The following is a 20,623-nucleotide window of genomic DNA, read 5'->3' on the forward strand; positions in this document are numbered from 1 at the left end:
CTTTATGAGCACGCGCACGCCGCTGATGGCGGGCAACTGGAAGATGAACCTCAACCACCTCGAGGCCATCGCGCACGTCCAGAAGCTCGCCTTCGCCCTGGCCGACAAGGACTACGAGGCCGTCGAGGTCGCCGTCCTGCCGCCCTTCACCGACCTGCGCTCCGTGCAGACCCTGGTCGACGGCGACAAGCTCAAGATCAAGTACGGCGCCCAGGACATCTCGGCCCACGACGGCGGTGCCTACACCGGCGAGATCTCCGGCCCCATGCTGGCCAAGCTGAAGTGCACGTACGTGGCCGTCGGCCACAGCGAGCGCCGCCAGTACCACGGCGAGACCGACGAACTGGTGAACGCCAAGGTCAAGGCCGCCTACAAGCACGGCCTCACCCCGATCCTGTGCGTCGGCGAGGAGCTGGAGGTCCGCGAGGCGGGCCACCACGTCTCGCACACCCTCGCCCAGGTCGAGGGCGGTCTGAAGGACCTCCCCGCCGAGCAGGCCGAGACCGTCGTGATCGCCTACGAGCCCGTCTGGGCCATCGGCACCGGCAAGGTCTGCGGCGCCGAGGACGCCCAGGAGGTCTGCGCCGCCATCCGCGGCAGGATCGCCGAGCTGTACTCGCAGGAGCTGGCCGACAAGGTCCGCATCCAGTACGGCGGCTCCGTGAAGTCGGGCAACGTCGCCGAGATCATGGCGCAGGCCGACATCGACGGCGCCCTGGTCGGCGGCGCCTCCCTGGACGCCGACGAGTTCGTCAAGATCGTGCGCTTCCGCGACCAGTGAGTATGCGCTAACGGCGATTCGTCGTACCCTTGCGGGGTCCAGCGCCGTGCTGGGCCCCGCGTCGTCCATCCGAGTCCGAGGAAGTTGGTCCAGCCGTGGTTTTGGGGTTCTCGATCGCCCTGATCGTCTTCAGCCTGCTGCTGATGCTGCTGGTGCTGATGCACAAGGGGAAGGGCGGCGGCCTGTCCGACATGTTCGGTGGCGGCATGCAGTCCTCCGTCGGCGGCTCCTCGGTCGCCGAGCGCAACCTCGACCGGATCACCGTCGTGGTCGGTCTGCTGTGGTTCGCGTGCATTGTCGTGCTCGGCCTCCTGATGAAGGTGAACAACTGACCGAGCCGCGATCGCACGGAACCCGTACGTAAGGCCCCATGTTCGGTACGCGCAGCTGAGCGCGGCCTATCATGGGGCTTGCGTCTAGGTGTGAGGGTTGTAACTCCAATCACTGGACGCGCGTTGGGCCTTACGTAGACTGAGGCGCTCGCAGCGGAGCGGAACGCCGAATCGCTTCGCGGCACCATCACGCAGGGAGTTACGACCGTGGCAAGTGGCAACGCGATCCGGGGAAGCCGGGTCGGGGCGGGGCCGATGGGCGAGGCCGAGCGCGGCGAGTCCGCGCCCCGGCTGCGCGTCTCCTTCTGGTGCTCCAACGGACACGAAACCCAGCCGAGCTTCGCCAGCGACGCCCAGGTGCCCGACACCTGGGACTGTCCCCGCTGCGGCTTCCCGGCCGGCCAGGACCGGGACAACCCGCCGGACCCGCCGCGCACCGAGCCCTACAAGACGCACCTGGCGTACGTGCGGGAGCGGCGCAGCGACGCGGACGGCGAGGCGATCCTCGCCGAGGCGCTCGCCAAACTGCGGGGCGAGATCTAGGAGTCGGAACCGGCCGGGCATCAGCGGGTGCCCGGCCGCAGCTGCTTTTCCGCATCGGCCGCCGGCCGATTGTCAGTGGTGCCCCCTACGGTTTGCGCATCGGGCGGACTGAGGGGGAGCGGTGGCGGCGGTCGAGGTGCGGGGGGTGTGCGCGCCCGCGTGGCGCGGGGGCTTCGGGCGGCTGTGGGCCGCCGCGGTGCTGTCCAGTTTCGGTGACGCGCTGCGCACGGCCGCGCTGCCCCTGCTCGCCGTCACGCTGACCGACGAGCCGCTGCTCGTCGCCTCGGTCACGGCCTGCGGCTACCTGCCCTGGATCGTCTTCGGCCTGCTCGGCGGGGCCGTCGCCGACCGCGTCGACCAGCGGCGCGCCATGTGGCTGGTGGACGCCGTGCGCGGGCTGCTGGTCGCCGCCTTCGCGGTGGCCGTCGCCCTCGGCCACGCGTCGATCGGCCTGCTCATCGCCCTGGCCTTCGCCCTCACCACGCTCCAGACCCTCTTCGACAACGCCGCCACGGCACTGCTGCCCGCCCTGGTGGAGCGGGACGCGCTGGGCAGTGCCAACGCCCGGCTGCTGACCGGTCAGCGCATCGCGGCCGGACTGCTCGGCGGGCCCGCCGTGCCGCTGCTGCTGATGGCCGGGGCCGCCGTGCCCTTCGCCGCCGATGCCGTGACGTTCCTGGTCGCGGCCGGCCTGATCGCCTCCCTGCCGGCCGCCGCGACCGAGCGGAAGCCGCGCCCCGCGGGCAGCACCCTGCGTCGCGAGGTCGCCGAGGGGCTGCGTACGCTGGTGCGCGACAGGGCCCTGCGCGGCCTGTGCGCGGCCACCGCCCTGTGCAACATCGGCATGGGCGCCCTCGTCGCCACCCTCGTGGTCCTGGTGACCGGCTGGCTCGACGCCGGGAACGCGGGATACGCGGCGGCGATGACCGCCTACACGGCCGGGAGTCTGGCCGGGGGAGCGGCGAGCGGCCGGCTCGTCACCCGCTTCGGGCGGATGCGCGCGGTGCTCGTCGCCGGCACGGCGCAGACCGGCGCGCTCCTCGTCATGGGGTCGGTACGCAGCATGGTCGCGTTGACGGCCGCCCTGGCCGTCTTCGGGTTCATGGGCATGGTGTGGAACGTCAACACCACGACGCTGATGCAGCAGCGCACCCCGGCCGGGCTGCTGGGCCGCGTGAGTTCCGCCTACCGGACGCTCGCCGTCGCGGGCGCCCCCCTGGGCGCGCTGCTGGGCGGGGCCGTCGCCACCGCCTGGGGCGAGAACACCCCGGCCCTGCTCGCGGCCGCCTTCTTCGGCCTGTCCGTCACCGCGCTGATACCCGGGAGCCGCCGGGACGTACCCGTTGTTGTGCCGGAGGACGGTGCGACGACAGGCCACGGCAACCGCTGATCAATTAGGTTGGGACCGGCAGCGGGGCAGGTACGCAGCAGCACAGGCAGGACAGGAAAGAAGGCTGAAGTCCGAGATGAACGCAGACGGCCGTACCAGGCTCAACCAGACGCCCGAGTGGACGGCACTGGCCAAGCACCGCGAGGAGCTGGGCGAGGTCCAGTTGCGCGAGCTGTTCGCCGCCGACCCCGGCCGCGGCAGCGGGTACACCCTCCGGGTCGGGGACCTGTACGTCGACTACTCCAAGCACCTGGTCACCGACGACACCCTGCGACTGCTGCGGGAACTGGCTGCCGCCACCGACGTGTTCGGGCTGCGGGACGCCATGTTCCGCGGCGAGCGCATCAACACCACCGAGAACCGGGCCGTGCTGCACACCGCGCTGCGCGCCCCGCGGGACGCGGTGATCGAGGTCGACGGGGAGAACGTCGTTCCGGGCGTGCACGCCGTGCTCGACAGGATGGCCGCCTTCGCGGACCGGGTCCGCTCCGGTGAGTGGACCGGCCACACCGGCAAGCGCATCCGCAACGTCGTCAACATCGGCATCGGCGGCTCCGACCTGGGACCCGCGATGGCCTACGAGGCGCTGCGGCCCTTCACCGACCGCTCGCTGACGTTCCGCTTCGTGTCGAACGTGGACGGCTCGGACCTGCACGAGGCGATCCGCGACCTCGACCCGGCCGAGACGCTGTTCATCGTCGCCTCCAAGACCTTCACCACCATCGAGACGATCACCAACGCGACCTCGGCGCGCTCCTGGCTGCTGGAGGGGCTCGGGGTCGACGAGAAGGCGGTCGCCCGGCACTTCGTGGCGCTGTCGACCAACGCCGGGAAGGTCACCGGGTTCGGCATCGACGTCGACAACATGTTCGAGTTCTGGGACTGGGTCGGCGGCCGCTACTCGTACGACTCCGCCATCGGCCTGTCCCTGATGATCGCCATCGGCCCGGACCGCTTCCGGGAGATGCTCGACGGCTTCCGCATCGTCGACGAGCACTTCCGCAACGCCCCCGCCGAAGCCAACGCCCCGCTGATCATGGGCCTGCTGGGCATCTGGTACGGTAACTTCCACGACGCCCAGTCGCACGCCGTGCTGCCCTACAGCCACTACCTGTCCAAGTTCACCGCCTACCTCCAGCAGCTCGACATGGAGTCCAACGGCAAGTCGGTGGACCGCGACGGCAACCCGGTGGAGTGGCAGACGGGCCCGGTGGTCTGGGGCACGCCCGGCACCAACGGGCAGCACGCCTACTACCAGTTGATCCACCAGGGCACCAAGCTCGTCCCGGCCGACTTCATCGGCTTCGCCCGCCCCGTCGCCGAGCTGGACGACCGGCTCAAGGCGCAGCACGACCTGCTCATGGCCAACTTCTTCGCCCAGACGCAGGCGCTCGCCTTCGGCAAGACACCGGAGGAGGTGCGGGGCGAGGGTGTGCCGGAGGAGCTGGTGCCGCACAAGACCTTCCGCGGCAACCACCCCACGACCACCATCCTGGCGCCCGAGCTGACCCCGTCGGTCCTCGGCCAGCTGGTCGCCCTCTACGAGCACAAGGTGTTCGTGCAGGGCGCCGTGTGGCACATCGACTCCTTCGACCAGTGGGGCGTCGAGCTGGGCAAGCTCCTCGCCAAGCGCGTCGAGCCGGCCCTGACCGAGGGCGCCGAGGTCGAGGGGCTGGACGCCTCCACGAAGGCGCTCGTCGCGTCCTACCGGGAGCTGCGCGGCCGGGAGTAGACCGCGGGCCGGTGCCGGCCGGGCCCCGCCCGGGGTCCGGCGGGCGGCCCGGTGAGGTCAGGCCACCGCGCTGAGCGTGTCCGCGAGGCGGCGTCGGGCCGCCCGGGCGGCGGGGACGGCGGCCAGGCCCGCCGCGCAGAGCACCGCGGCCGCTCCGAGCAGCAGCATCAGTACCGCCGACGGGCCCTGGGCGATCCCGGCGCCGATGCCGCTGGACCGGCCCTGGGCGTCGATCAGCCAGTGGGCGAGCGGCAGGCCCAGGGCGGTGGCGGCGAGGACCGCCGCGAGGGCCGTGAACCCGGTGGCCGTGACGGTGATCGCGGTGATCTGCCGGGGCGAGAGTCCGATGGCCTTCAGGGCGAGCAGGTCCCGCTCGCCCTCGCGGACCGTGCCGCCGATCGCGGTGAGCAGCTCGATCAGCCCGATGAGGGCCAGGACGGCGATCAGCCCGGCGACCACCGCGCGCAGCGGGGAGAGCCCGTCGGCGGGGTTGGTCACGGTGTGCACGTCGAGATGGCCGCGTCCGGCCGCGGCCAGCCGCCCGGCGACCTCCCCGGGGTCGGCGCCGGGGGTGAGCCGGAGCTCGTAGAGGGTCGGGCGCAGGCCGGGGTCGTTGTCGCGGAGGGTGTCGAGGGACGTGGAGATGACCCGGCCGGCGTTCTCCGGCTCGATGCTGCGGCCCACGATGTGCAGGATCTGCGGCTGGTCGCCGACGGTCATGCGCACCCAGTCGCCGACGCGCACGTCGAGCAGGTCGAGCAGCCCCTGCCCGGCCACGGCCTCGTCGGCGCCGCGGGCGGGGCGGCCCTCGGCGAGGGTGTACGGGTAGGGGTCCCGGTGGGTGCCGAGGCCGCGCAGGGCGATCGTCGCCGTCTGGCCGGGGACCAGCGCGGCCGTCTCGACGCCCGGGTAGGCGGCGGCCACCTGCGGGTCGCCTTCCAGCAGGGAGCGGGCCTCCCGGTCGCTCAGGCCGGCGTCGGCGCGGACGCTGAGCGTGGTGGGCAGGCCGATCCGCTCGGGTTCGCTGTGGAAGCGGTCGAGGGTGGTCCAGGCGCTCATCGCCACGACGATCAGCAGCAGCGGCAGGGTGAGGCGGGCGACGGTGGCCAGGGACCGGGGGCGGCGGGTGAACGCCTTGTGCCAGCCCAGCACCAGCGCGGGCGGAACCCGGACCCCGAGGGCCCGGCGCGCCACGCCCGACAGCCGTCCGCCCGGGGTCGCGGCGGGCCGCGGGACCGGCACCGGAGGTACCCATCCCGCCCGCCACGCGGCGAGTCCGGTCGTGGCGCCGATGAACAGCACCGCACCCGCGGGGATCACCAGCAGGGCCACGGTGTGCCCGGGCAGGCCCTGCCACACACCGACCGCGTCCCCGAGGCGCCCGGGGATCCGGCTGCCCAGGGCCTCGGCCAGCGCGGCCGCGGCCACGGCGCCCAGCAGGGCGTAGGCGAGGTGCTGGAGCAGGAAGACGCGCATCACCTGACCGGGCGTGAAACCGATCGCCTTCAGCACCGAGAGGTCGCGCAGATGCCCGCGGATGCGGGTGCCGATCGCGCCGTGCACGGCCAGTCCGGCGGCGACCAGCGCGCCCAGCCCGAACAGGCCCAGCACCTGGCCGAGGAGCCGGTTGTCGCCCTGCGCCTCGGCCCGGGCCTGCTGCCAGGTGGAGACCTCGCCGATGGCCCCGGCGCCCAGCACGGTCACCGCCCGCTGCACGACGTAGGACGTGTCCTCCGGGTCCGTCAGCCGCAGCCCGATCACCTGGCCGTCGGGGTCGGGCACGGCCTGCGGCAGCGCCCACACCAGGCCGGGCTGCTCACCGGGCCGGTAGCGCGGCTCGGCGCTGTCGGCGAGGCCCACGACGGTCAGCTCACGGGCGGTGCCGGGCAGGGCGAGGGTGTCGCCGGGCTGGGCGAGCAGGGCACGCGCCAGGCGGCTCTCCAGGACCACGCCGTTCGGGGTGGCGGGGTCCAGCCAGTGGCCCGCGACGAGGGGCGGACGGCCGACGGAGGGGCGTTCCGCGGTGGCGCGCAGCTCGACCGAGGCGCGGCTGCCGCGCGAGGAGACGGTGGCGGCGGCGGTGGGGTAGGGGCCGGCGACCTCGTCGACGCCGTCCAGTCCGGTCAGCTCGCCGGTGTCGGCCGCGGTGTCGGTGTGCAGCCACACGTGCGCGCCGTGCGACTGCGTGAAGACGCGCTGCCAGGGGTTCGTCGCGTACCCGAACAGGGCCGTGGCCAGTAGCAGGGAGGCGACGACGCCCGCGGTGGCGAGGACCAGGAACAGCGCCTCGCCGCGGTGCGTGCGCAGATCGGAGTGGGCCCAGCGCAGGGTGGCTCGCATACGGGTCAGCCCTTCCGGGGATCGTCGTACACGCGCATGTCAGTCCTTCAGCTCCAGCACGCCGGATATGCCGGCGCGGCGTGGCGGGGTGCCGCCGTCGAGGACCGCGTCGTCGGCGATGCGGCCGTCGAAGAAGCTGATCACCCGGTCCGCCGCGCTCGCCAGCCGGGCGTCGTGCGTGACCAGCAGGATCGTCTGGCCGCGCTGGTGGAAGCGGGACAGCAGCCGCATCACCTCGCGGGTGCCCTTGCTGTCCAGGCTGCCCGCGGGCTCGTCGGCCAGCAGCAGCGGCGGATGGTTGACCAGCGCCCGGGCCAGGGCCACGCGCTGCTGCTCACCGCCGGACAGCTCGCCCGGCATGCTGCGTTCCTTGCCGGTCAGCCCCAGCTCGGCCAGCAGCGCCTCCCGCTCGGCGCGCGCCCGCTTCGGCGGGACGCCGGCGAGCAGGGCGGGCAGCTCCACGTTGTCGGCGACCGACAGGTTGGAGACCAGGTTGAAGAACTGGAAGACGATCCCGATCCGCTTGCGGCGCTCCACCGCCCAGCGGGCCTCGCTGTAGGTGTCGGTGGACTCGCCGTCGAGCCAGATGCGGCCCTCGTCCGGCCGCTGGAGCCCGCCGAGCAGGTGCAGCAGCGTCGACTTGCCGGCGCCGGACGGGCCGGTGATCGCCACGAACTCGCCCTGCCGGACGCACAGGTCGACCCCGCGCACGGCACGGGCGGGCGCGCCCTCGCCGTGGTGGGTCTTCACCAGTCCCTCGGCGCGCAGCACAGGAGCGGGACGGTCGTCGCTCACTCCAGCTCCTCCAGCTCTTCCTGGCACCGCTCCAGCCAGTCGAGGTCGGCCTGCAGGTGCAGCATCGCGCCCTCGATCAGCAGGTGGGCGATGCGGTTGTCGCGGTCTTCGGCGGCGGCCAGCCTCGACAGCTGCCGCATGGTGTTCAGGTACTGGCGCCGCTGCTGGTTGATCAGGGCGATCTGGTCGGCGAGGCCGGTCTGCGGGGCGAGCGCCAGCTTCATGAAGAACTCGTCCCGTACCCGTGGCTCGTCCTCGGGCTCCTCGAACCAGGCGCGCAGCGCCTCCCGCCCGGCGTCGGTGAGGTGGTAGACCTTCTTGTTGGGCCGGCTGGACTGCGCCACGTCCTCGCCCTCGATCAGTCCCGACTTCTCGAGGCGGCCGAGGGTCACATAGATCTGGCCGACGTTCGGCTGAGGGTACGCGGAGCCCAGCAGTTGCTCAAGGTCCTGCTTGAGCTCGTAGCCGTGGGCGGGTCCGCGGGCGAGGAGAGCCAGGAGGGGCAGGCGCACGCGTGCAGTCCTCCTGTCCGGTCCAATGTGCTCCAGGCCCTAGTATCGCCCATACCTAACAGGTATACATGGCCTCTGTTCCGGGCAAGGGTGCCCGTCGCCGGGTGTACAGGGAGGAACCTATGCGGTGGATCCATGCCGCGGGTAGGGGCCTCCTCGTTCTCGTGGTGGTGCTGACCGGGTACGCCGCCGCCGGTGCGCAGGCGGGCGAGCCGCCGGCGGGCGGCCGCGGACCGCTCACCCTGGCCACCGCCGGGGACCTCACCGGCTATCTCGGTCCCCTGCTGGAGGGCTGGAACCGCACCCACCCCGGTGAGGAGGTCACCCTCGTCGAGCTGCCCGACTCCGCCGACGAGACCCGGGCGCAGATGGCCACCGACCTGCGCGACGGCGACCGCAGCCGCTTCGACGTGCTCAACATCGACGTCAACTGGACGCCGGAGTTCGCCGCCGCGGGCTGGATCCGGCCGCTGCCCCGCGACCGCTTCCCGCTGAGGACCTTCCTCCCGCCGGTCGTCGACACGGCGACCTACGACGGGCGGCTCTACGCGGTCCCGTACGTCACCAACGCCGGTCTGCTGCTGTACCGCAAGGACGTCCTCGCGAAGGAGGGCGTCGAGCCGCCGCGCACCTGGGCGGAGCTGGAGCGCCACGCGAGGACCGTCGCGCCGAAGTACGGCCTGGACGGGTACGCCGGGCAGTTCCTGCCCTACGAGGGCCTCACCGTCAACGCGGCCGAGGCCGTCTACTCGGCGGGCGGCTCGATCCTCGGCGACGAGGGGGAGCGCGTCACGGTCGACTCGGCGGCGGCCCGCGAGGGCATCGGCTTCCTGGCGCGCGGGGTGCGCGAGGGCTGGATCCCGGAAGAGGCCCTGACGTACAAGGAGGAGGAGTCCAAGCGGGCCTTCCAGGACGGCCGCCTGCTCTTCCTGCGGAACTGGCCGTACGCCTACGTCGGCGCCTCCGCCCCCGGCTCGAAGGTCGCCGGTGAGGTCGGCGCCGTACCGCTGCCGGGGCCGGACGGACCGGGGACCAGTGTGCTCGGCGGGTCCAACCTGGCCGTCAGCGCGCACGCGCGGCACCCCGACTCGGCCGCCCGGCTGATCGCGTACCTCACCAGTGGGCCCGTGCAGCGCCAGGTCCTCACCCGCGGCGCCCTGCCGCCCGTGCGGGCCGATCTGTACGAGGACCCGGAGCTGATCCGCCGCTTCCCGTACCTGCCGACCCTGCGCCAGAGCGTGCTCTCGGCCGAGCCGCGCCCCAAGAGCCCGCATTACGACCAGGTCAGCCTGGTGGTGCAGGCGGTCGTGCACGACGCGATGGCCGGGCGGCAGACGCCCGAGGCGGCGGTGCGGCGGCTGGCGCGTGAACTGGCGGTCATCTCCGCCCGCTAGTTACATGTTAGGTAACGGGGGCATCTCAAGTGCCTGCGGTGTGTCCGGCTATGCCCTGTTTGTAAGCTCAACTTGCCGGTAGCTTCTGTTCTTTTCGTTGACACCTCTCTGACGCCGCTACCTAACATGCATGCATGCTGAGTAAGTACCACTGGTGGCGGGACGCGGTCATCTACCAGGTCTATGTCCGCAGCTTCCTCGACAGCACCGGCGACGGCATCGGCGATCTGGCCGGGGTCCGGGCCGGGCTGCCGTACCTGAAGAAGCTCGGCGTCGACGGGATCTGGCTGAGCCCCTTCTATCCCTCGCCGCAGCACGACCACGGCTACGACGTGGCCGACTACTGCGACGTCGACCCGCTCTTCGGCGACCTCGGCGAGTTCGACCTGCTCATGGGCTCCGCGCGGCGGCTCGGCATCAAGGTGCTGCTCGACATCGTCCCGAACCACTGCTCCAGCGAGCACCCCTGGTTCCGCGAGGCGCTCGCCGCCCCGCCCGGCAGCCCCGCCCGGGCCCGCTTCCACTTCGCCGACGGCCGCGGGCCCGACGGGTCGCAACCGCCCAACAACTGGCACTCGATGTTCGGCGGCCCCGCCTGGACCCGGGTCACCGAGCCCGACGGCCGGCCCGGCCAGTGGTACCTGCACATGTTCGCCCCCGAGCAGCCCGACTGGAACTGGCGCAACCCCGAGACGGCCGCCGAGTTCGAGCGGATCCTGCGCTTCTGGCTGGACCGGGGCATCGACGGCTTCCGCATCGACGTCGCCGCGGGCCTCTTCAAGCACCCGGAGCTGCCCGACTCCGACGACCCGGAGGCCGACGCCCGCACCCGCGACTCGGTCAACCCGCTCGCCTGGAACCAGCCCGAGGTGCACGACGTGTGGCGCCGCTGGCGCTCCATCTGCGAGGAGTACACCGAGCGGGACGGCCGCGAACGGCTCCTCGTCGGCGAGGTCTCCGTCCCCACCGCCCGCGAGCACGCGCAGTACGTCCGCCCCGACGAACTGCACCAGGCCTTCTTCTTCGACCTGCTCAGCGCGCCCTGGGACCCGGACGCCTTCCGGAAGGTCATCTCCGAGGCCATGCAGGACATCGCCGGCACCGGCTCCACGGTCACCTGGGTCCTCAACAACCACGACCAGGTCCGTACCGTCACCCGCTACGGCGAACCCGCCACCGGCGGCAGCGGCCTCGGCGCCGCCCGCGCCCGCGCCGCCGCCCTGCTGATGCTGGCCCTGCCCGGCGCCGCCTACATCTACCAGGGCGAGGAGCTCGGGCTGCCCGAGGTCGTGGACCTGCCCGACGACGTGCTCACCGACCCGATCTTCCGCCGCACCGGCAGCAGGGCCCGTATCCGCGACGGCTGCCGCGTGCCGCTGCCCTGGTCGGGCCAGGCCTCGCCGTTCGGCTTCACGCCGGGCGCGGAGAGCGCCAAGCCGTGGCTGCCGCAGCCCGAGTACTTCGCCGAGTACGCCACCGACCGCGCCCTCGCCGACACCCGCTCCTTCTGGCACCTGTACCGCGACGGCCTGCAACTGCGCGCTGCCCTGCCCCAGTTGGGCGAGGGCACCCTGAGCTGGCTGGACGCCGCGCCCGGTGTCCTCGCCTTCGAGCGCGGTGACCTGGTGTGCGCCGTCAACTTCGGCACCGCCCCCACCCCCGCGCCGGTTCCCGGCTCCCCCCTGCTCGCCAGCGGCCCCTGCCCGGCCGGAGTCCTCTCCGGCTCGACGGCCGCCTGGTGGATCCGTTCCTGACCGCCCCGCGAGTCAACTCCCCGAAGGGACATCAACGATGATGCGACGACGTACCACCCTGCTCACCGGCTGCACCGCCCTCGTCCTGGCACTCGGCGCGACCGCCTGCGGCGGTGGCCCCGTCGCGGCCGGCGGTGGCGACAAGGCCCTCGACGGCCAGACCGTCACCGTGGCCGGCGTCTGGTCCGGCACCGAGCAGAAGAACTTCCAGAAGGTGCTGGACGCCTTCACCGAGAAGACCGGCGCCAAGACGCAGTTCACCTCCACCGGCGACAACGTCTCCACCGTGGTCGGCAGCAAGATCGAGGGCGGCAACGCCCCCGACGTCGTGATGGTCCCGCAGGTCGGCGTGCTCAAGCAGTTCGCGCAGAAGGGCTGGCTCAAGCCGCTGTCGAAGAAGACCGAGCAGGCCGTCGACGCGGGCTACGCGCCCGTGTGGAAGAAGTACGGCAGCGTCGACGGCACCCTGTACGGCCTGTTCTTCAAGGCCGCGCACAAGTCGACCGTCTGGTACAGCCCCGACGCCCTCGCCCAGGCCGGCGTGAAGCCGCCGAAGACCTACGACGAGATGCTCAAGGCCGGGCGGACCGTCTCCGACTCCGGGCTCGCCGCGTTCTCCGTCGCCGGTCAGGACGGCTGGACGCTCACCGACTGGTTCGAGAACATCTACCTCTCCCAGGCCGGGCCCGAGAAGTACGACGCCCTCGCGGCGCACGAGCTGAAGTGGACCGACTCCTCCGTCGTCGACGCCCTCACCACCCTGGGCAAGCTCTTCAAGGACAAGCAGCTCATCGCGGGCGGCCAGAAGGGCGCGCTGAACACCGACTTCCCCGGCTCGGTGGAGAAGGTGTTCGGACCGGAGCCCGAGGCGGGCATGGTCTACGAGGGCGACTTCGTCGCCGGTGTCGCCAAGGACCAGTTCGGCAGGAAGGTCGGCGAGGACGCGAACTTCTTCCCGTTCCCGGCGGTCGGCGGCGGCGAGGCCCCGGTGGTCAGCGGCGGTGACGCCGCCGTCGTCCTGAAGGACGGCAAGAACCAGAAGGCCGCCCAGGCCCTGCTGGAGTACCTGGCCACCCCGGAGGCCTCCGCGGTGTGGGCCGAGGCCGGCGGCTTCCTGTCGCCGAACAAGAAGCTCGACCTCGCCTCCTACGGCGACGACGTCACCCGCGCCACCGCCAAGTCGCTCGTCGAGGCGGGCGACTCGGTCCGCTTCGACATGTCCGACCAGGCCCCGGCGGCCTTCGGCGGCACCAAGGGCACCGGCGAGTGGAAGCTGCTGCAGGACTTCCTGCGCGACCCGTCCGACCCCAGGGGCACCGCGGCGAAGCTGGAGGCCGCGGCGGCCAAGGCGTACCAGGACTGATACGCCATGACAGCCACTCTCGTGAAAGAGACGAGCCCGCCGGCGCCCCCACCCGGCGCGGCCGCCGGCCCGACCCGGCGGCTGCGACGGCGCGGGAAGATCGTCGCCCTGCTCTTCGCCCTCCCGGCCCTGCTGCTGCTCGGCGCGCTCGTCGTCTACCCCGTGCTGTTCAGCGTCGGCCGCAGCTTCTTCGACGCCTCCGGCACGACCTTCGTCGGCGGCGACAACTACACGGAGATGTTCCGTGACCCGGCGACCCTCAAGGCCGTGCGCAACACGGCGATCTGGGTCGTCGTGGCCCCGGCCCTGCTCACCGGACTCGGCCTGATCCTGGCCGTCCTGGTGGAGAAGGTCCGCTGGGCCACCGCCTTCAAACTGCTGCTGTTCATGCCGATGGCGGTCTCCTTCCTCGCCGCCGGCATCATCTTCCGGCTCGCCTACGACGAGGACCCCGACAAGGGCGTGCTGAACGCGGCGGTCGTCTCCGTCCACGACGTGTTCAAGGAGCAGTCCTCCTACCCGACGGCCCGGGCGCGTGACGGGCAGGGCCTGACGAAGGAGAAGGACGGCTCGTACCGCACGAGCGCGTCCGTCTCGCCCGGGGACGCGGTGACGCTGGGCCTGGTCGGGGTGCAGCCCGGCGACCTGCCCGGTGACGCCCGGCCCGCCTCGGGGGCGGTGGGGGAGAAGGCCGCCGCCGACGAACTGCGCGGTGTGGTCTACCTGGACTTCACCCCCGGTGGGGGAGGCGAGCAGGGCAAGGTCGATGCGCGGGAGAGCGGACTGCCCGGGATGAAGGTCGAGGCGGTCCGCGACGGCGAGCTGGTCGCCACGGCGACCACCGCCGCCGACGGCTCCTTCCGCTTCGAGAACCTGGAGCCGGGCTCGTACACGGTGAAGCTGCCCTCGTCCAACTTCGCCCCGCCCTACGAGGGCGTCTCCTGGCTCGGCCCGGCGCTGGTGACACCCGCGATCATCGGGGCGTACCTGTGGATCTGGACCGGCTTCGCGATGGTGCTGATCGGGGCGGGCCTGTCGACGCTGCCCCGGGACGCGCTGGAGGCGGCCCGGATGGACGGCGCCAACGAGTGGCAGATCTTCCGCCGCATCACGGTCCCGCTGCTCGCCCCGGTCCTCACGGTCGTCTTCGTCACGCTCGTGATCAACGTGATGAAGGTCTTCGACCTCGTCTACATCATCGCGCCCGGACCCGTGCAGGAGGACGCGACCGTGCTCGCGACGCAGATGTGGCTGGTGTCGTTCGGCGGCGGCAACAACCAGGGCCTCGGCAGCGCGCTCGGCGTCCTGCTCCTGCTGCTGGTCGTCCCCGCCATGGTCTTCAACGTCCGCCGCTTCCGAAGGAGTCAGCGATGAACGCGGTACGGTGCTCCCTGGGCAACGGCGTCGTCCAGGCCTTCCTCGTCGTGGTGGGGCTGGTGTGGATGACACCGCTGGCCGGGCTGTTCCTGTCCTCGCTGCGGTCCGCCGAGGACACGGCGAAGGGCGGCTGGTGGACGGTGTTCACCAGCCCCGGGCAGCTCTCCTTCGACAACTACTCGGCGCTGCTGCAGAACGCCGGCATCACGCGGGCGTTCTGGAACACGGTGCTGATCTCGGTGCCGACGACGGTGCTGGTCGTGGTCGTCGCGGCGCTCGCCGGGTACGCGTTCGCGTGGCTGGACTTCCCCGGGCGGGAGACGATCTTCCTGGTCGTCGTCGCGCTGCTGGTTGTGCCCGTGCAGATCGGCCTGCTGCCGGTCGCCAAACTCTTCGGGCAGCTCGGCCTGTTCGGCACGATCCCCGGGGTCGTCCTCTTCCACGTCGCCTACGGCCTGCCGTTCGCGGTGTTCCTGCTGCGCAACTACTTCGCCGAGATGCCGAAGGAGATGCTGGAGGCGGCCCGGATGGACGGCGGCAGCGAGTGGCGCATCTTCACACGCCTGGTGCTGCCCGTGGGCCGCCCGGCGATCGCCTCCCTGGCCATCTTCCAGTTCCTGTGGGTGTGGAACGACATGCTGGTGGCGCTGCTCTTCGCGGACAGCTCCGCGCAGCCGCTGACCGTGGAACTGCAGTCCCAGATACGCCAGTTCGGCAGCAACATCGACGTCCTGGCCCCCGGCGCGTTCCTGTCCCTGGTCGTCCCGGTCGTGGTGTTCTTCGCGTTCCAGCGGCACTTCGTGCAGGGGGTGATGGCGGGCTCCGTGAAGTAGCCCGCCGCCCCGGCCCGCTAGCCGTCCGCCGCCGCCATGGCGCGCTCCACATGGGCGCGCAGGGTGCGCGGTGGGCGGCCGGTGAGGCGTTGCACCGTGTCGGTGACGCGGTCCTCGGCCCCCTCGGCGATGGATCGGTCCAACCCGGCGAGGACCGCGGCGAAATCCGGCGGGAGGAACCGCGCCAGCCGGTCGCGCAGCTCCTCGAAGGTCAGCCGCCGGTGGGTCACGGGGCGGCCCGTGACCTCGCTGATGACGGCGGCGGCCTCGTCGTAACTCAGTGCCTCGGGGCCGGTGATGACCAGATCGCCGCCCGCGTCCCGGTCGGCGGTCAGCGCCCGCGCGGCGACGGCGGCGATGTCGTCGGCGTCCACGAAGGCCACCCGTCCCCCGTCCGTCGCGGTGCGCACGACTCCCTCATCCCGGATGCTGCGGGCGTGCTCGTGGTCGCCGGTGAGGTTCTGCATGAACCACGAGGGCCGCAGGACCGCCCACGTCCCGAACAGGCCGGGCAGGGCCTGCTGCACCTGTCCGACGGCCGGGCCCCCGGAGGGGATCGCCGAGGAACCGAGCAGCACGGCCCGGTCCACCCCCGACGCGCGGGCCCGTTCCAGGAACGGCAGCATGACGGCGGCGGGGTCGGGGTCCCCGACCGGCGGGACCAGGTAGACCCGGTCCGCTCCCCGCAGCGCCTCCTCGAACGTCCCCGGGTCGTACCAGTCGAAACGGACCGCTTCGGCACCGGAGACCGGAGTCGCGCGGCGGCTCGCGGCCCGCACCCGACGCCCCCGCGCGGTGAGCAGCCGGGCCACGCGTCCGCCGGTCGTGCCGGTGGCGCCGATGACGAGGGTGGCGGCGCTCACCGGGCGCTCCCCGCGAAGCCGGCCGTGCCGTCCTGGGGCAGGGCGAGCGGGTTCCAGTAGTCGCGGTAGTGGGTGAAACGGCCGTCGGAGACGGTCACCACGGCGACGTACGTCATGTCGTAAGGCGCCCCGCTCCTGACCAGCCGCCCCACCGCGCGCATCTCCACCACGACGGTCGCCGGGTCGTCGGTCCGGTGGACCGTCAGGTCGGGGATCGCCCGCAGGTCGATGTGGTCGGGGTAGTCGCGCATGTAGTCGAGGACGGCGGCCTTGCCCTCCAGCCGCCTCGGCCATCCCTCGGGCGCGAACGGGAACTCCATCACGCCGTCGTCGTCCCAGAGTTCGATCCAGCCGGAGATGTCCTTGTCGAGCAGCAGTCGCAGGCCGTGGCGGAACACGTCGGCCGGTGCGGTGGATGAAGCCGTGGATGCAGTCATGGGAATCCCTCCGTTACGATACGGACCGCTGGTCCGCTTAGAAGAGAATACGGACTCGCGGTCCGGTTGTGCAAGATGCGGACCCGGAGTCCGCTTACGGGTCGCAGAGAGACGGAGGAATCCCGTGCCCGAACGCAAACCCCGCGCGGACGCCCTGCGCAACCGCGAGTCCGTCCTGGCCGCGGCCGACCGGCTCTTCGCCGCGTGCGCGAGTCCCGAGGACGTCACCATGGCCGACATCGCCGCCGCGGCGGGCGTCGGCAAGGGCACCCTCTTCCGCGGGTTCGGCGACCGCACGGGCCTGATCCGCGCGCTCTACGAGTCCCGGCTGGAGCCGATCCGCCACGCCGTGGCCGAGGGCCCCCACCCCCTCGGACCCGCCACGCCTCCCGCCGAACGCGTCCCGGCCCTGCTCGACGCCCTGCTGTGCTTCAAGCTCGACCACCGGCACCTGTCCCTGGCCCTGGAGGGCACGGGAAGCGACAGCCCGTACCGCGCCGCCCACTACGACTGGTGGCACGGCACGCTCCGGGACGTCCTGGCACGGCTCCCGGGCTTCACGGACGCGGGATTCACCGCCCACGCCCTGCTGGCCGCGGTCCGCGCGGACCTGGTCGACCACCTCACCGACCGGGAGCACGTGACGCGTGAGCGGCTCCGCGCGGACCTGGCCGCCTTCACGGCGCGGGTGCTGGACGGCGACTGAGCCCGGCAACGCCGCAGCGGCCGGAACCCCCGCGAACAGGGGTTCCGGCCGCTGCGGCGAAGAAGCCGGTCGGCGTGCGCGCGGTCAGGCGGACACCGGCGGGTACAGCGACCGCGGCAGCTCCGAAGCCGCCGCCGCGTCCAGCAGCCACAGCGTCCGGCTGCGGCCGTACGCCCCCGCCGCCGGTGCCTGCACCTCGCCCGCGCCCGACAGGGCGACGGCCGCCGCCTGCGCCTTGTCCTCGCCCGCGGCCAGCAGCCAGACCTCCCGCGCCGCCCGGATCGCGGGCAGCGTCAGCGTCACCCGCGTCGGCGGCGGTTTCGGCGCGCCGCGCACGCCGACCACCGTGCGGTCGGTCTCCCGGACCGCCGGCAGCTCCGGGAACAGCGACGCGACATGCGTGTCCGGGCCGACGCCCAGCATCAGCACGTCGAAGGCGGGGACGGGCCCGTGGTTCTCCGGGCCGGCCGCGGCCGCCAGTTCCTCCGCGTACGCGGCGGCCGCCGCGTCCACGTCGTCGCCGTGCGGCCCGTCCGACGCGGGCATCGCGTGCACCCGCTTCGGGTCGAGCGGCACCGCGTCCAGCAGCGCCTCGCGGGCCTGCGTGACGTTGCGGTCCGGGTCGCCCTCGGGCAGGAAGCGCTCGTCGCCCCACCACAGGTCCAGGCGACCCCAGTCGACGGCGTCCCGGGCGGGCGCCGCGGCCAGGGCGGCCAGCAGGCCGTTGCCGTTGCGGCCGCCCGTCAGGACCACCGACGCCGAGCCCCGGGAGGCCTGGGCGTCCACGATCCGGGTGATCAGCCGGGCCGCCGCGGCCTGCGCCATCAGCTCCTTGTCCCGGTGGACGACCAGCTGCGGTGCCGTACTCACTTCGCCTCCGCCTTCCGGACCGGTTCCGGCGTGGGCGGCTCCTGCCTCACCGGTGCCTGCGCCGTCGCCTGCGCGGCGGGAGCTTTCGCAGCCGCCTCGACGGGAGCGGGGCGGGCGAGCCGGGCCCGCCCGTCACTTTTGGGCACCGGGCCCGAAGCCTTCAGCCGGTCCACCCCGTACCGCAGCGCCGACGCGTACGTGTCGTCCGGGTCCAGCCGCCGCAGCTCCTCCGCGATCAGCTCGGCCGTGTCGCGGCGCTTGAGCGCCACCGCACGGGCGGGCTGGCCCTCGATGGAGAGCGTCGCCAGGGAGCCGTCGGCGCGGTCCAGGTGGATCGGGCCGCAGGTGGTGTCCATGCGGACCGCGGTCAGACCCGGGCCGCCGGACAGGGACCGCTTCACGGGCACGTCCAGCCGGTCCGCGAGCCACATCGCCAGCAGCTCGCAGCTCGGGTTGAACTCCTCGCCCTCCACCTCGACGGCCTTCACCTCGCAGGTGACCTGGTCGAGCGCCGCCGCCAGCATCGAGCGCCAGGGCGTGATGCGCGTCCAGGACAGGTCCGTGTCACCGGGGGTGTACGTCCCCGCCCGGGTGGCCAGGTCCCGCACCGGCTGCTCGGAGGCGTAGGTGTCGGTGACGCGGCGCTGCCCGAGGGCCCCGAGGGGATCCTTCGCCGGGTCGAGCGGGGCGTTCACCGGCCACCAGACCACCACCGGGGCGTCCGGCAGCAGCAGCGGCAGCACCACCGACTGGGCGTGTTCGGCGACCTCGCCGTACAGCCGCAGCACCACCGTCTCGCCCGTGCCGGCGTCCGCGCCGACCCGGACCTCCGCGTCGAGGCGGGACTGCGTGCGGTCGCGGGGCGAGCGGGAGACGCGCTTGATGACCACCAGCGTGCGCGAGGGGTGCTCGTGCGCGGCGTCGCTCGCGGCCTTCAGCGCGTCGTAGGCGTTCTCCTCGTCCGTCACGATGACCAGCGTGAGCACCATGCCGACCGCGGGGGTGCCGATCGCCCGGCGGCCCTGCACCAGAGCCTTGTTGATCTTGCTGGCCGTGGTGTCGGTCAGGTCTGTCTTCATGGCCGGCGCCAGCTCCGTCCGTGTCGCTCGAGCATTTCGTCCGCCTCGACGGGCCCCCAGGTACCGGCCGGGTACTGGGCGGGCTTGCCGTTGGTGTCCCAGTACTCCTCGATCGGGTCGAGGATCTTCCAGGACAGCTCGACCTCCTCGGTGCGCGGGAAGAGGTTCGAGTCACCGAGCAGGACGTCCAGGATGAGCCGCTCGTACGCCTCCGGGCTGGACTCCGTGAAGGACTCGCCGTACGCGAAGTCCATCGACACGTCCCGGATCTCCATCGACGTGCCGGGCACCTTGGAGCCGAAGCGGACCGTGACGCCCTCGTCCGGCTGGACGCGGATGACGATCGCGTTGGAGCCGAGCTCCTCGGTGGCGGTGGAGTCGAAGGGGGAGTGCGGGGCCCGCTGGAAGACGACCGCGATCTCCGTCACCCGGCGCCCGAGCCGCTTGCCCGTGCGCAGGTAGAAGGGGACGCCCGCCCAGCGGCGGTTGTCGATCTCCAGCTTGACCGCGGCGTAGGTGTCGGTCTTGGAGGAGGCGTCGATGCCGTCCTCCTCCAGGTAGCCGCGCACCTTGGTGCCGCCCTGCCAGCCGGCCGCGTACTGGGCGCGCACGGTGTCGCGGCCCAGGTCCTGCGGCAGCCGCACGGCTCCGAGCACCTTGGTCTTCTCGGCGGCCAGCGCGTCCGCGTCGAAGGAGGCCGGCTCCTCCATCGCGGTGAGCGCCATGAGCTGGAGCAGGTGGTTCTGGATGACGTCCCGGGCGGCGCCGATGCCGTCGTAGTAGCCGGCCCGGCCGCCGATGCCGATGTCCTCGGCCATGGTGATCTGCACGTGGTCGACGAAGGACCGGTTCCAGATCGGTTCGAACATCGTGTTGGCGAAGCGCAGCGCCAGGATGTTCTGGACGGTCTCCTTGCCCAGGTAGTGGTCGATGCGGAAGACCTGGTCCGGGGCGAAGACCTCGTGGACGACCTTGTTGAGTTCCTCGGCCGACTTCAGGTTGTGGCCGAACGGCTTCTCGATCACCGCGCGCCGCCAGGAACCGCCGGTCTGGTCCGCCAGCCCGTGCTTCTTCAGCTGCTGGATGACCACCGGGAAGGACTTCGGCGGCACGGAGAGGTAGAAGGCGAAGTTGCCGCCCGTGCCCTGGGCCTTGTCCAGCTCCTCGATCGTGGAGCGCAGCCGCTCGAACGCGTCGTCGTCGTCGAACGTGCCCTGCACGAACCGCATGCCCTGGATGAGCTGCTGCCAGACCTCCTCGCGGAAGGGCGTGCGGGCGTGCTCCTTGACCGCGTCGTGCACCTCCTGCGCGAAGTCCTCGTGCGCCCACTCGCGGCGGGCGAAGCCGACCAGCGAGAAGCCCGGCGGCAGCAGGCCCCGGTTGGCCAGGTCGTACACGGCGGGCATGAGCTTCTTGCGGGACAGGTCGCCCGTGACGCCGAAGATGACCAGGCCCGACGGCCCCGCGATGCGCGGGAGCCGTCGGTCCGCGGGGTCACGCAGCGGATTGCTGCTCGACACCT

General features: G+C 72.3%; 19 protein-coding genes. 11 read left to right on the forward strand and 8 right to left on the reverse strand.

Annotation, left to right across the window (positions count from 1 at the left end):
* Window positions 1–4 precede the first annotated feature (4 nt).
* From tpiA to pgi, 5 genes are all read left to right on the forward strand, one after another.
* Entirely contained in the window at window positions 5–781 is a 777-nt protein-coding gene (tpiA, locus tag AC07DA_RS20125) for a triose-phosphate isomerase (RefSeq protein WP_479129526.1), read from the forward strand.
* Between the two features lie 95 nt (window positions 782–876).
* Window positions 877–1,113, forward strand: coding sequence for a preprotein translocase subunit SecG (gene secG, locus AC07DA_RS20130; protein WP_479129527.1), 237 nt, complete (start codon window positions 877–879; stop codon window positions 1,111–1,113).
* A gap of 207 nt (window positions 1,114–1,320) precedes the next feature.
* Window positions 1,321–1,656, forward strand: coding sequence for an RNA polymerase-binding protein RbpA (locus AC07DA_RS20135; RefSeq protein ID WP_078066843.1), 336 nt, complete (start codon window positions 1,321–1,323; stop codon window positions 1,654–1,656).
* Window positions 1,657–1,777: 121 nt separating this feature from the next.
* Window positions 1,778–3,046 (forward strand): MFS transporter, encoded by a 1,269-nt coding sequence (locus AC07DA_RS20140; protein WP_479129528.1) that lies wholly within the window; start codon window positions 1,778–1,780, stop codon window positions 3,044–3,046.
* A gap of 76 nt (window positions 3,047–3,122) precedes the next feature.
* Complete coding sequence (gene pgi / locus AC07DA_RS20145) at window positions 3,123–4,778, forward strand: glucose-6-phosphate isomerase (RefSeq protein ID WP_479129529.1); 1,656 nt, start codon at window positions 3,123–3,125, stop codon at window positions 4,776–4,778.
* A gap of 57 nt (window positions 4,779–4,835) precedes the next feature.
* Here the strand turns inward: pgi and AC07DA_RS20150 are convergent, their stop codons facing one another.
* Genes AC07DA_RS20150 through AC07DA_RS20160 form a run of 3 tightly spaced genes read right to left on the reverse strand, consistent with a single transcriptional unit; the run spans window position 4,836 to window position 8,425 of the window.
* Window positions 4,836–7,118 (reverse strand): ABC transporter permease, encoded by a 2,283-nt coding sequence (locus AC07DA_RS20150; RefSeq protein WP_479129530.1) that lies wholly within the window; start codon window positions 7,116–7,118, stop codon window positions 4,836–4,838.
* A 39-nt stretch (window positions 7,119–7,157) separates the two neighbouring features.
* On the reverse strand, window positions 7,158–7,913 hold the full coding sequence (locus tag AC07DA_RS20155) for an ABC transporter ATP-binding protein (RefSeq protein WP_479129531.1): 756 nt from the start codon (window positions 7,911–7,913) through the stop codon (window positions 7,158–7,160).
* The gene (locus tag AC07DA_RS20160) at window positions 7,910–8,425 is read right to left on the reverse strand and encodes a PadR family transcriptional regulator (RefSeq protein WP_479129532.1); all 516 of its coding nucleotides are present in this window, start codon (window positions 8,423–8,425) and stop codon (window positions 7,910–7,912) included. Before AC07DA_RS20160 ends, AC07DA_RS20155 begins: the two co-directional genes overlap by 4 nt.
* A 122-nt stretch (window positions 8,426–8,547) precedes the next feature.
* Here AC07DA_RS20160 and AC07DA_RS20165 point away from each other — a divergent pair, with 122 nt between their 5' ends.
* From AC07DA_RS20165 to AC07DA_RS20185, 5 genes are all read left to right on the forward strand, one after another.
* Window positions 8,548–9,819, forward strand: a complete 1,272-nt coding sequence (locus AC07DA_RS20165; RefSeq protein WP_479129533.1) for an ABC transporter substrate-binding protein — start codon at window positions 8,548–8,550, stop codon at window positions 9,817–9,819.
* A 134-nt stretch (window positions 9,820–9,953) separates the two neighbouring features.
* Entirely contained in the window at window positions 9,954–11,573 is a 1,620-nt protein-coding gene (locus tag AC07DA_RS20170; RefSeq protein WP_479129534.1) for a glycoside hydrolase family 13 protein, read from the forward strand.
* A 37-nt stretch (window positions 11,574–11,610) separates the two neighbouring features.
* Window positions 11,611–12,936, forward strand: a complete 1,326-nt coding sequence (locus AC07DA_RS20175) for an ABC transporter substrate-binding protein (protein WP_479129535.1) — start codon at window positions 11,611–11,613, stop codon at window positions 12,934–12,936.
* A gap of 6 nt (window positions 12,937–12,942) precedes the next feature.
* Window positions 12,943–14,310 carry an ABC transporter permease gene (locus AC07DA_RS20180; protein ID WP_479129536.1) on the forward strand — a complete coding sequence of 456 codons (1,368 nt, stop codon included), beginning with the start codon at window positions 12,943–12,945 and terminating at the stop codon, window positions 14,308–14,310.
* Entirely contained in the window at window positions 14,307–15,146 is an 840-nt protein-coding gene (locus AC07DA_RS20185; RefSeq protein WP_479129537.1) for a carbohydrate ABC transporter permease, read from the forward strand. Before AC07DA_RS20180 ends, AC07DA_RS20185 begins: the two co-directional genes overlap by 4 nt.
* A gap of 17 nt (window positions 15,147–15,163) precedes the next feature.
* Here the strand turns inward: AC07DA_RS20185 and AC07DA_RS20190 are convergent, their stop codons facing one another.
* Together AC07DA_RS20190 and AC07DA_RS20195 are read right to left on the reverse strand one after the other, a co-directional pair.
* Window positions 15,164–16,009, reverse strand: coding sequence for an NmrA family NAD(P)-binding protein (locus tag AC07DA_RS20190; RefSeq protein WP_479129538.1), 846 nt, complete (start codon window positions 16,007–16,009; stop codon window positions 15,164–15,166).
* The gene (locus AC07DA_RS20195) at window positions 16,006–16,446 is read right to left on the reverse strand and encodes a nuclear transport factor 2 family protein (protein WP_479129539.1); all 441 of its coding nucleotides are present in this window, start codon (window positions 16,444–16,446) and stop codon (window positions 16,006–16,008) included. Before AC07DA_RS20195 ends, AC07DA_RS20190 begins: the two co-directional genes overlap by 4 nt.
* 124 nt (window positions 16,447–16,570) lie before the next feature.
* Between AC07DA_RS20195 and AC07DA_RS20200 the strand changes: the two genes are divergently transcribed.
* On the forward strand, window positions 16,571–17,152 hold the full coding sequence (locus AC07DA_RS20200; RefSeq protein WP_479129540.1) for a TetR/AcrR family transcriptional regulator: 582 nt from the start codon (window positions 16,571–16,573) through the stop codon (window positions 17,150–17,152).
* An 84-nt stretch (window positions 17,153–17,236) separates the two neighbouring features.
* Here the strand turns inward: AC07DA_RS20200 and pgl are convergent, their stop codons facing one another.
* Genes pgl through zwf form a run of 3 tightly spaced genes read right to left on the reverse strand, consistent with a single transcriptional unit; the run spans window position 17,237 to window position 20,621 of the window.
* On the reverse strand, window positions 17,237–18,022 hold the full coding sequence (gene pgl / locus AC07DA_RS20205) for a 6-phosphogluconolactonase (RefSeq protein WP_479129541.1): 786 nt from the start codon (window positions 18,020–18,022) through the stop codon (window positions 17,237–17,239).
* Window positions 18,019–19,101 carry a glucose-6-phosphate dehydrogenase assembly protein OpcA gene (opcA, locus tag AC07DA_RS20210; RefSeq protein WP_479129542.1) on the reverse strand — a complete coding sequence of 361 codons (1,083 nt, stop codon included), beginning with the start codon at window positions 19,099–19,101 and terminating at the stop codon, window positions 18,019–18,021. Before opcA ends, pgl begins: the two co-directional genes overlap by 4 nt.
* Window positions 19,098–20,621 carry a glucose-6-phosphate dehydrogenase gene (gene zwf / locus AC07DA_RS20215; protein ID WP_479129543.1) on the reverse strand — a complete coding sequence of 508 codons (1,524 nt, stop codon included), beginning with the start codon at window positions 20,619–20,621 and terminating at the stop codon, window positions 19,098–19,100. Before zwf ends, opcA begins: the two co-directional genes overlap by 4 nt.
* Between the last annotated feature and the right edge of the window lie 2 nt (window positions 20,622–20,623).

The sequence above is a fragment of the Streptomyces sp. NPDC044921 genome (assembly GCF_056432865.1).

What these genes read in the sequence shown, in the direction of transcription:
- tpiA (WP_479129526.1), top strand. Translation starts at nt 5, where the DNA reads ATGAGCACGCGCACGCCGCTGATGGCGGGCAACTGGAAGATGAACCTC.
- pgi (WP_479129529.1), top strand. Translation starts at nt 3,123, where the DNA reads ATGAACGCAGACGGCCGTACCAGGCTCAACCAGACGCCCGAGTGGACG.
- AC07DA_RS20150 (WP_479129530.1), bottom strand. Translation starts at nt 7,118, where the DNA reads ATGCGAGCCACCCTGCGCTGGGCCCACTCCGATCTGCGCACGCACCGC.
- AC07DA_RS20165 (WP_479129533.1), top strand. Translation starts at nt 8,548, where the DNA reads ATGCGGTGGATCCATGCCGCGGGTAGGGGCCTCCTCGTTCTCGTGGTG.
- AC07DA_RS20170 (WP_479129534.1), top strand. Translation starts at nt 9,954, where the DNA reads ATGCTGAGTAAGTACCACTGGTGGCGGGACGCGGTCATCTACCAGGTC.
- AC07DA_RS20175 (WP_479129535.1), top strand. Translation starts at nt 11,611, where the DNA reads ATGATGCGACGACGTACCACCCTGCTCACCGGCTGCACCGCCCTCGTC.
- AC07DA_RS20180 (WP_479129536.1), top strand. Translation starts at nt 12,943, where the DNA reads ATGACAGCCACTCTCGTGAAAGAGACGAGCCCGCCGGCGCCCCCACCC.
- AC07DA_RS20185 (WP_479129537.1), top strand. Translation starts at nt 14,307, where the DNA reads ATGAACGCGGTACGGTGCTCCCTGGGCAACGGCGTCGTCCAGGCCTTC.
- AC07DA_RS20195 (WP_479129539.1), bottom strand. Translation starts at nt 16,446, where the DNA reads ATGACTGCATCCACGGCTTCATCCACCGCACCGGCCGACGTGTTCCGC.
- opcA (WP_479129542.1), bottom strand. Translation starts at nt 19,101, where the DNA reads ATGAAGACAGACCTGACCGACACCACGGCCAGCAAGATCAACAAGGCT.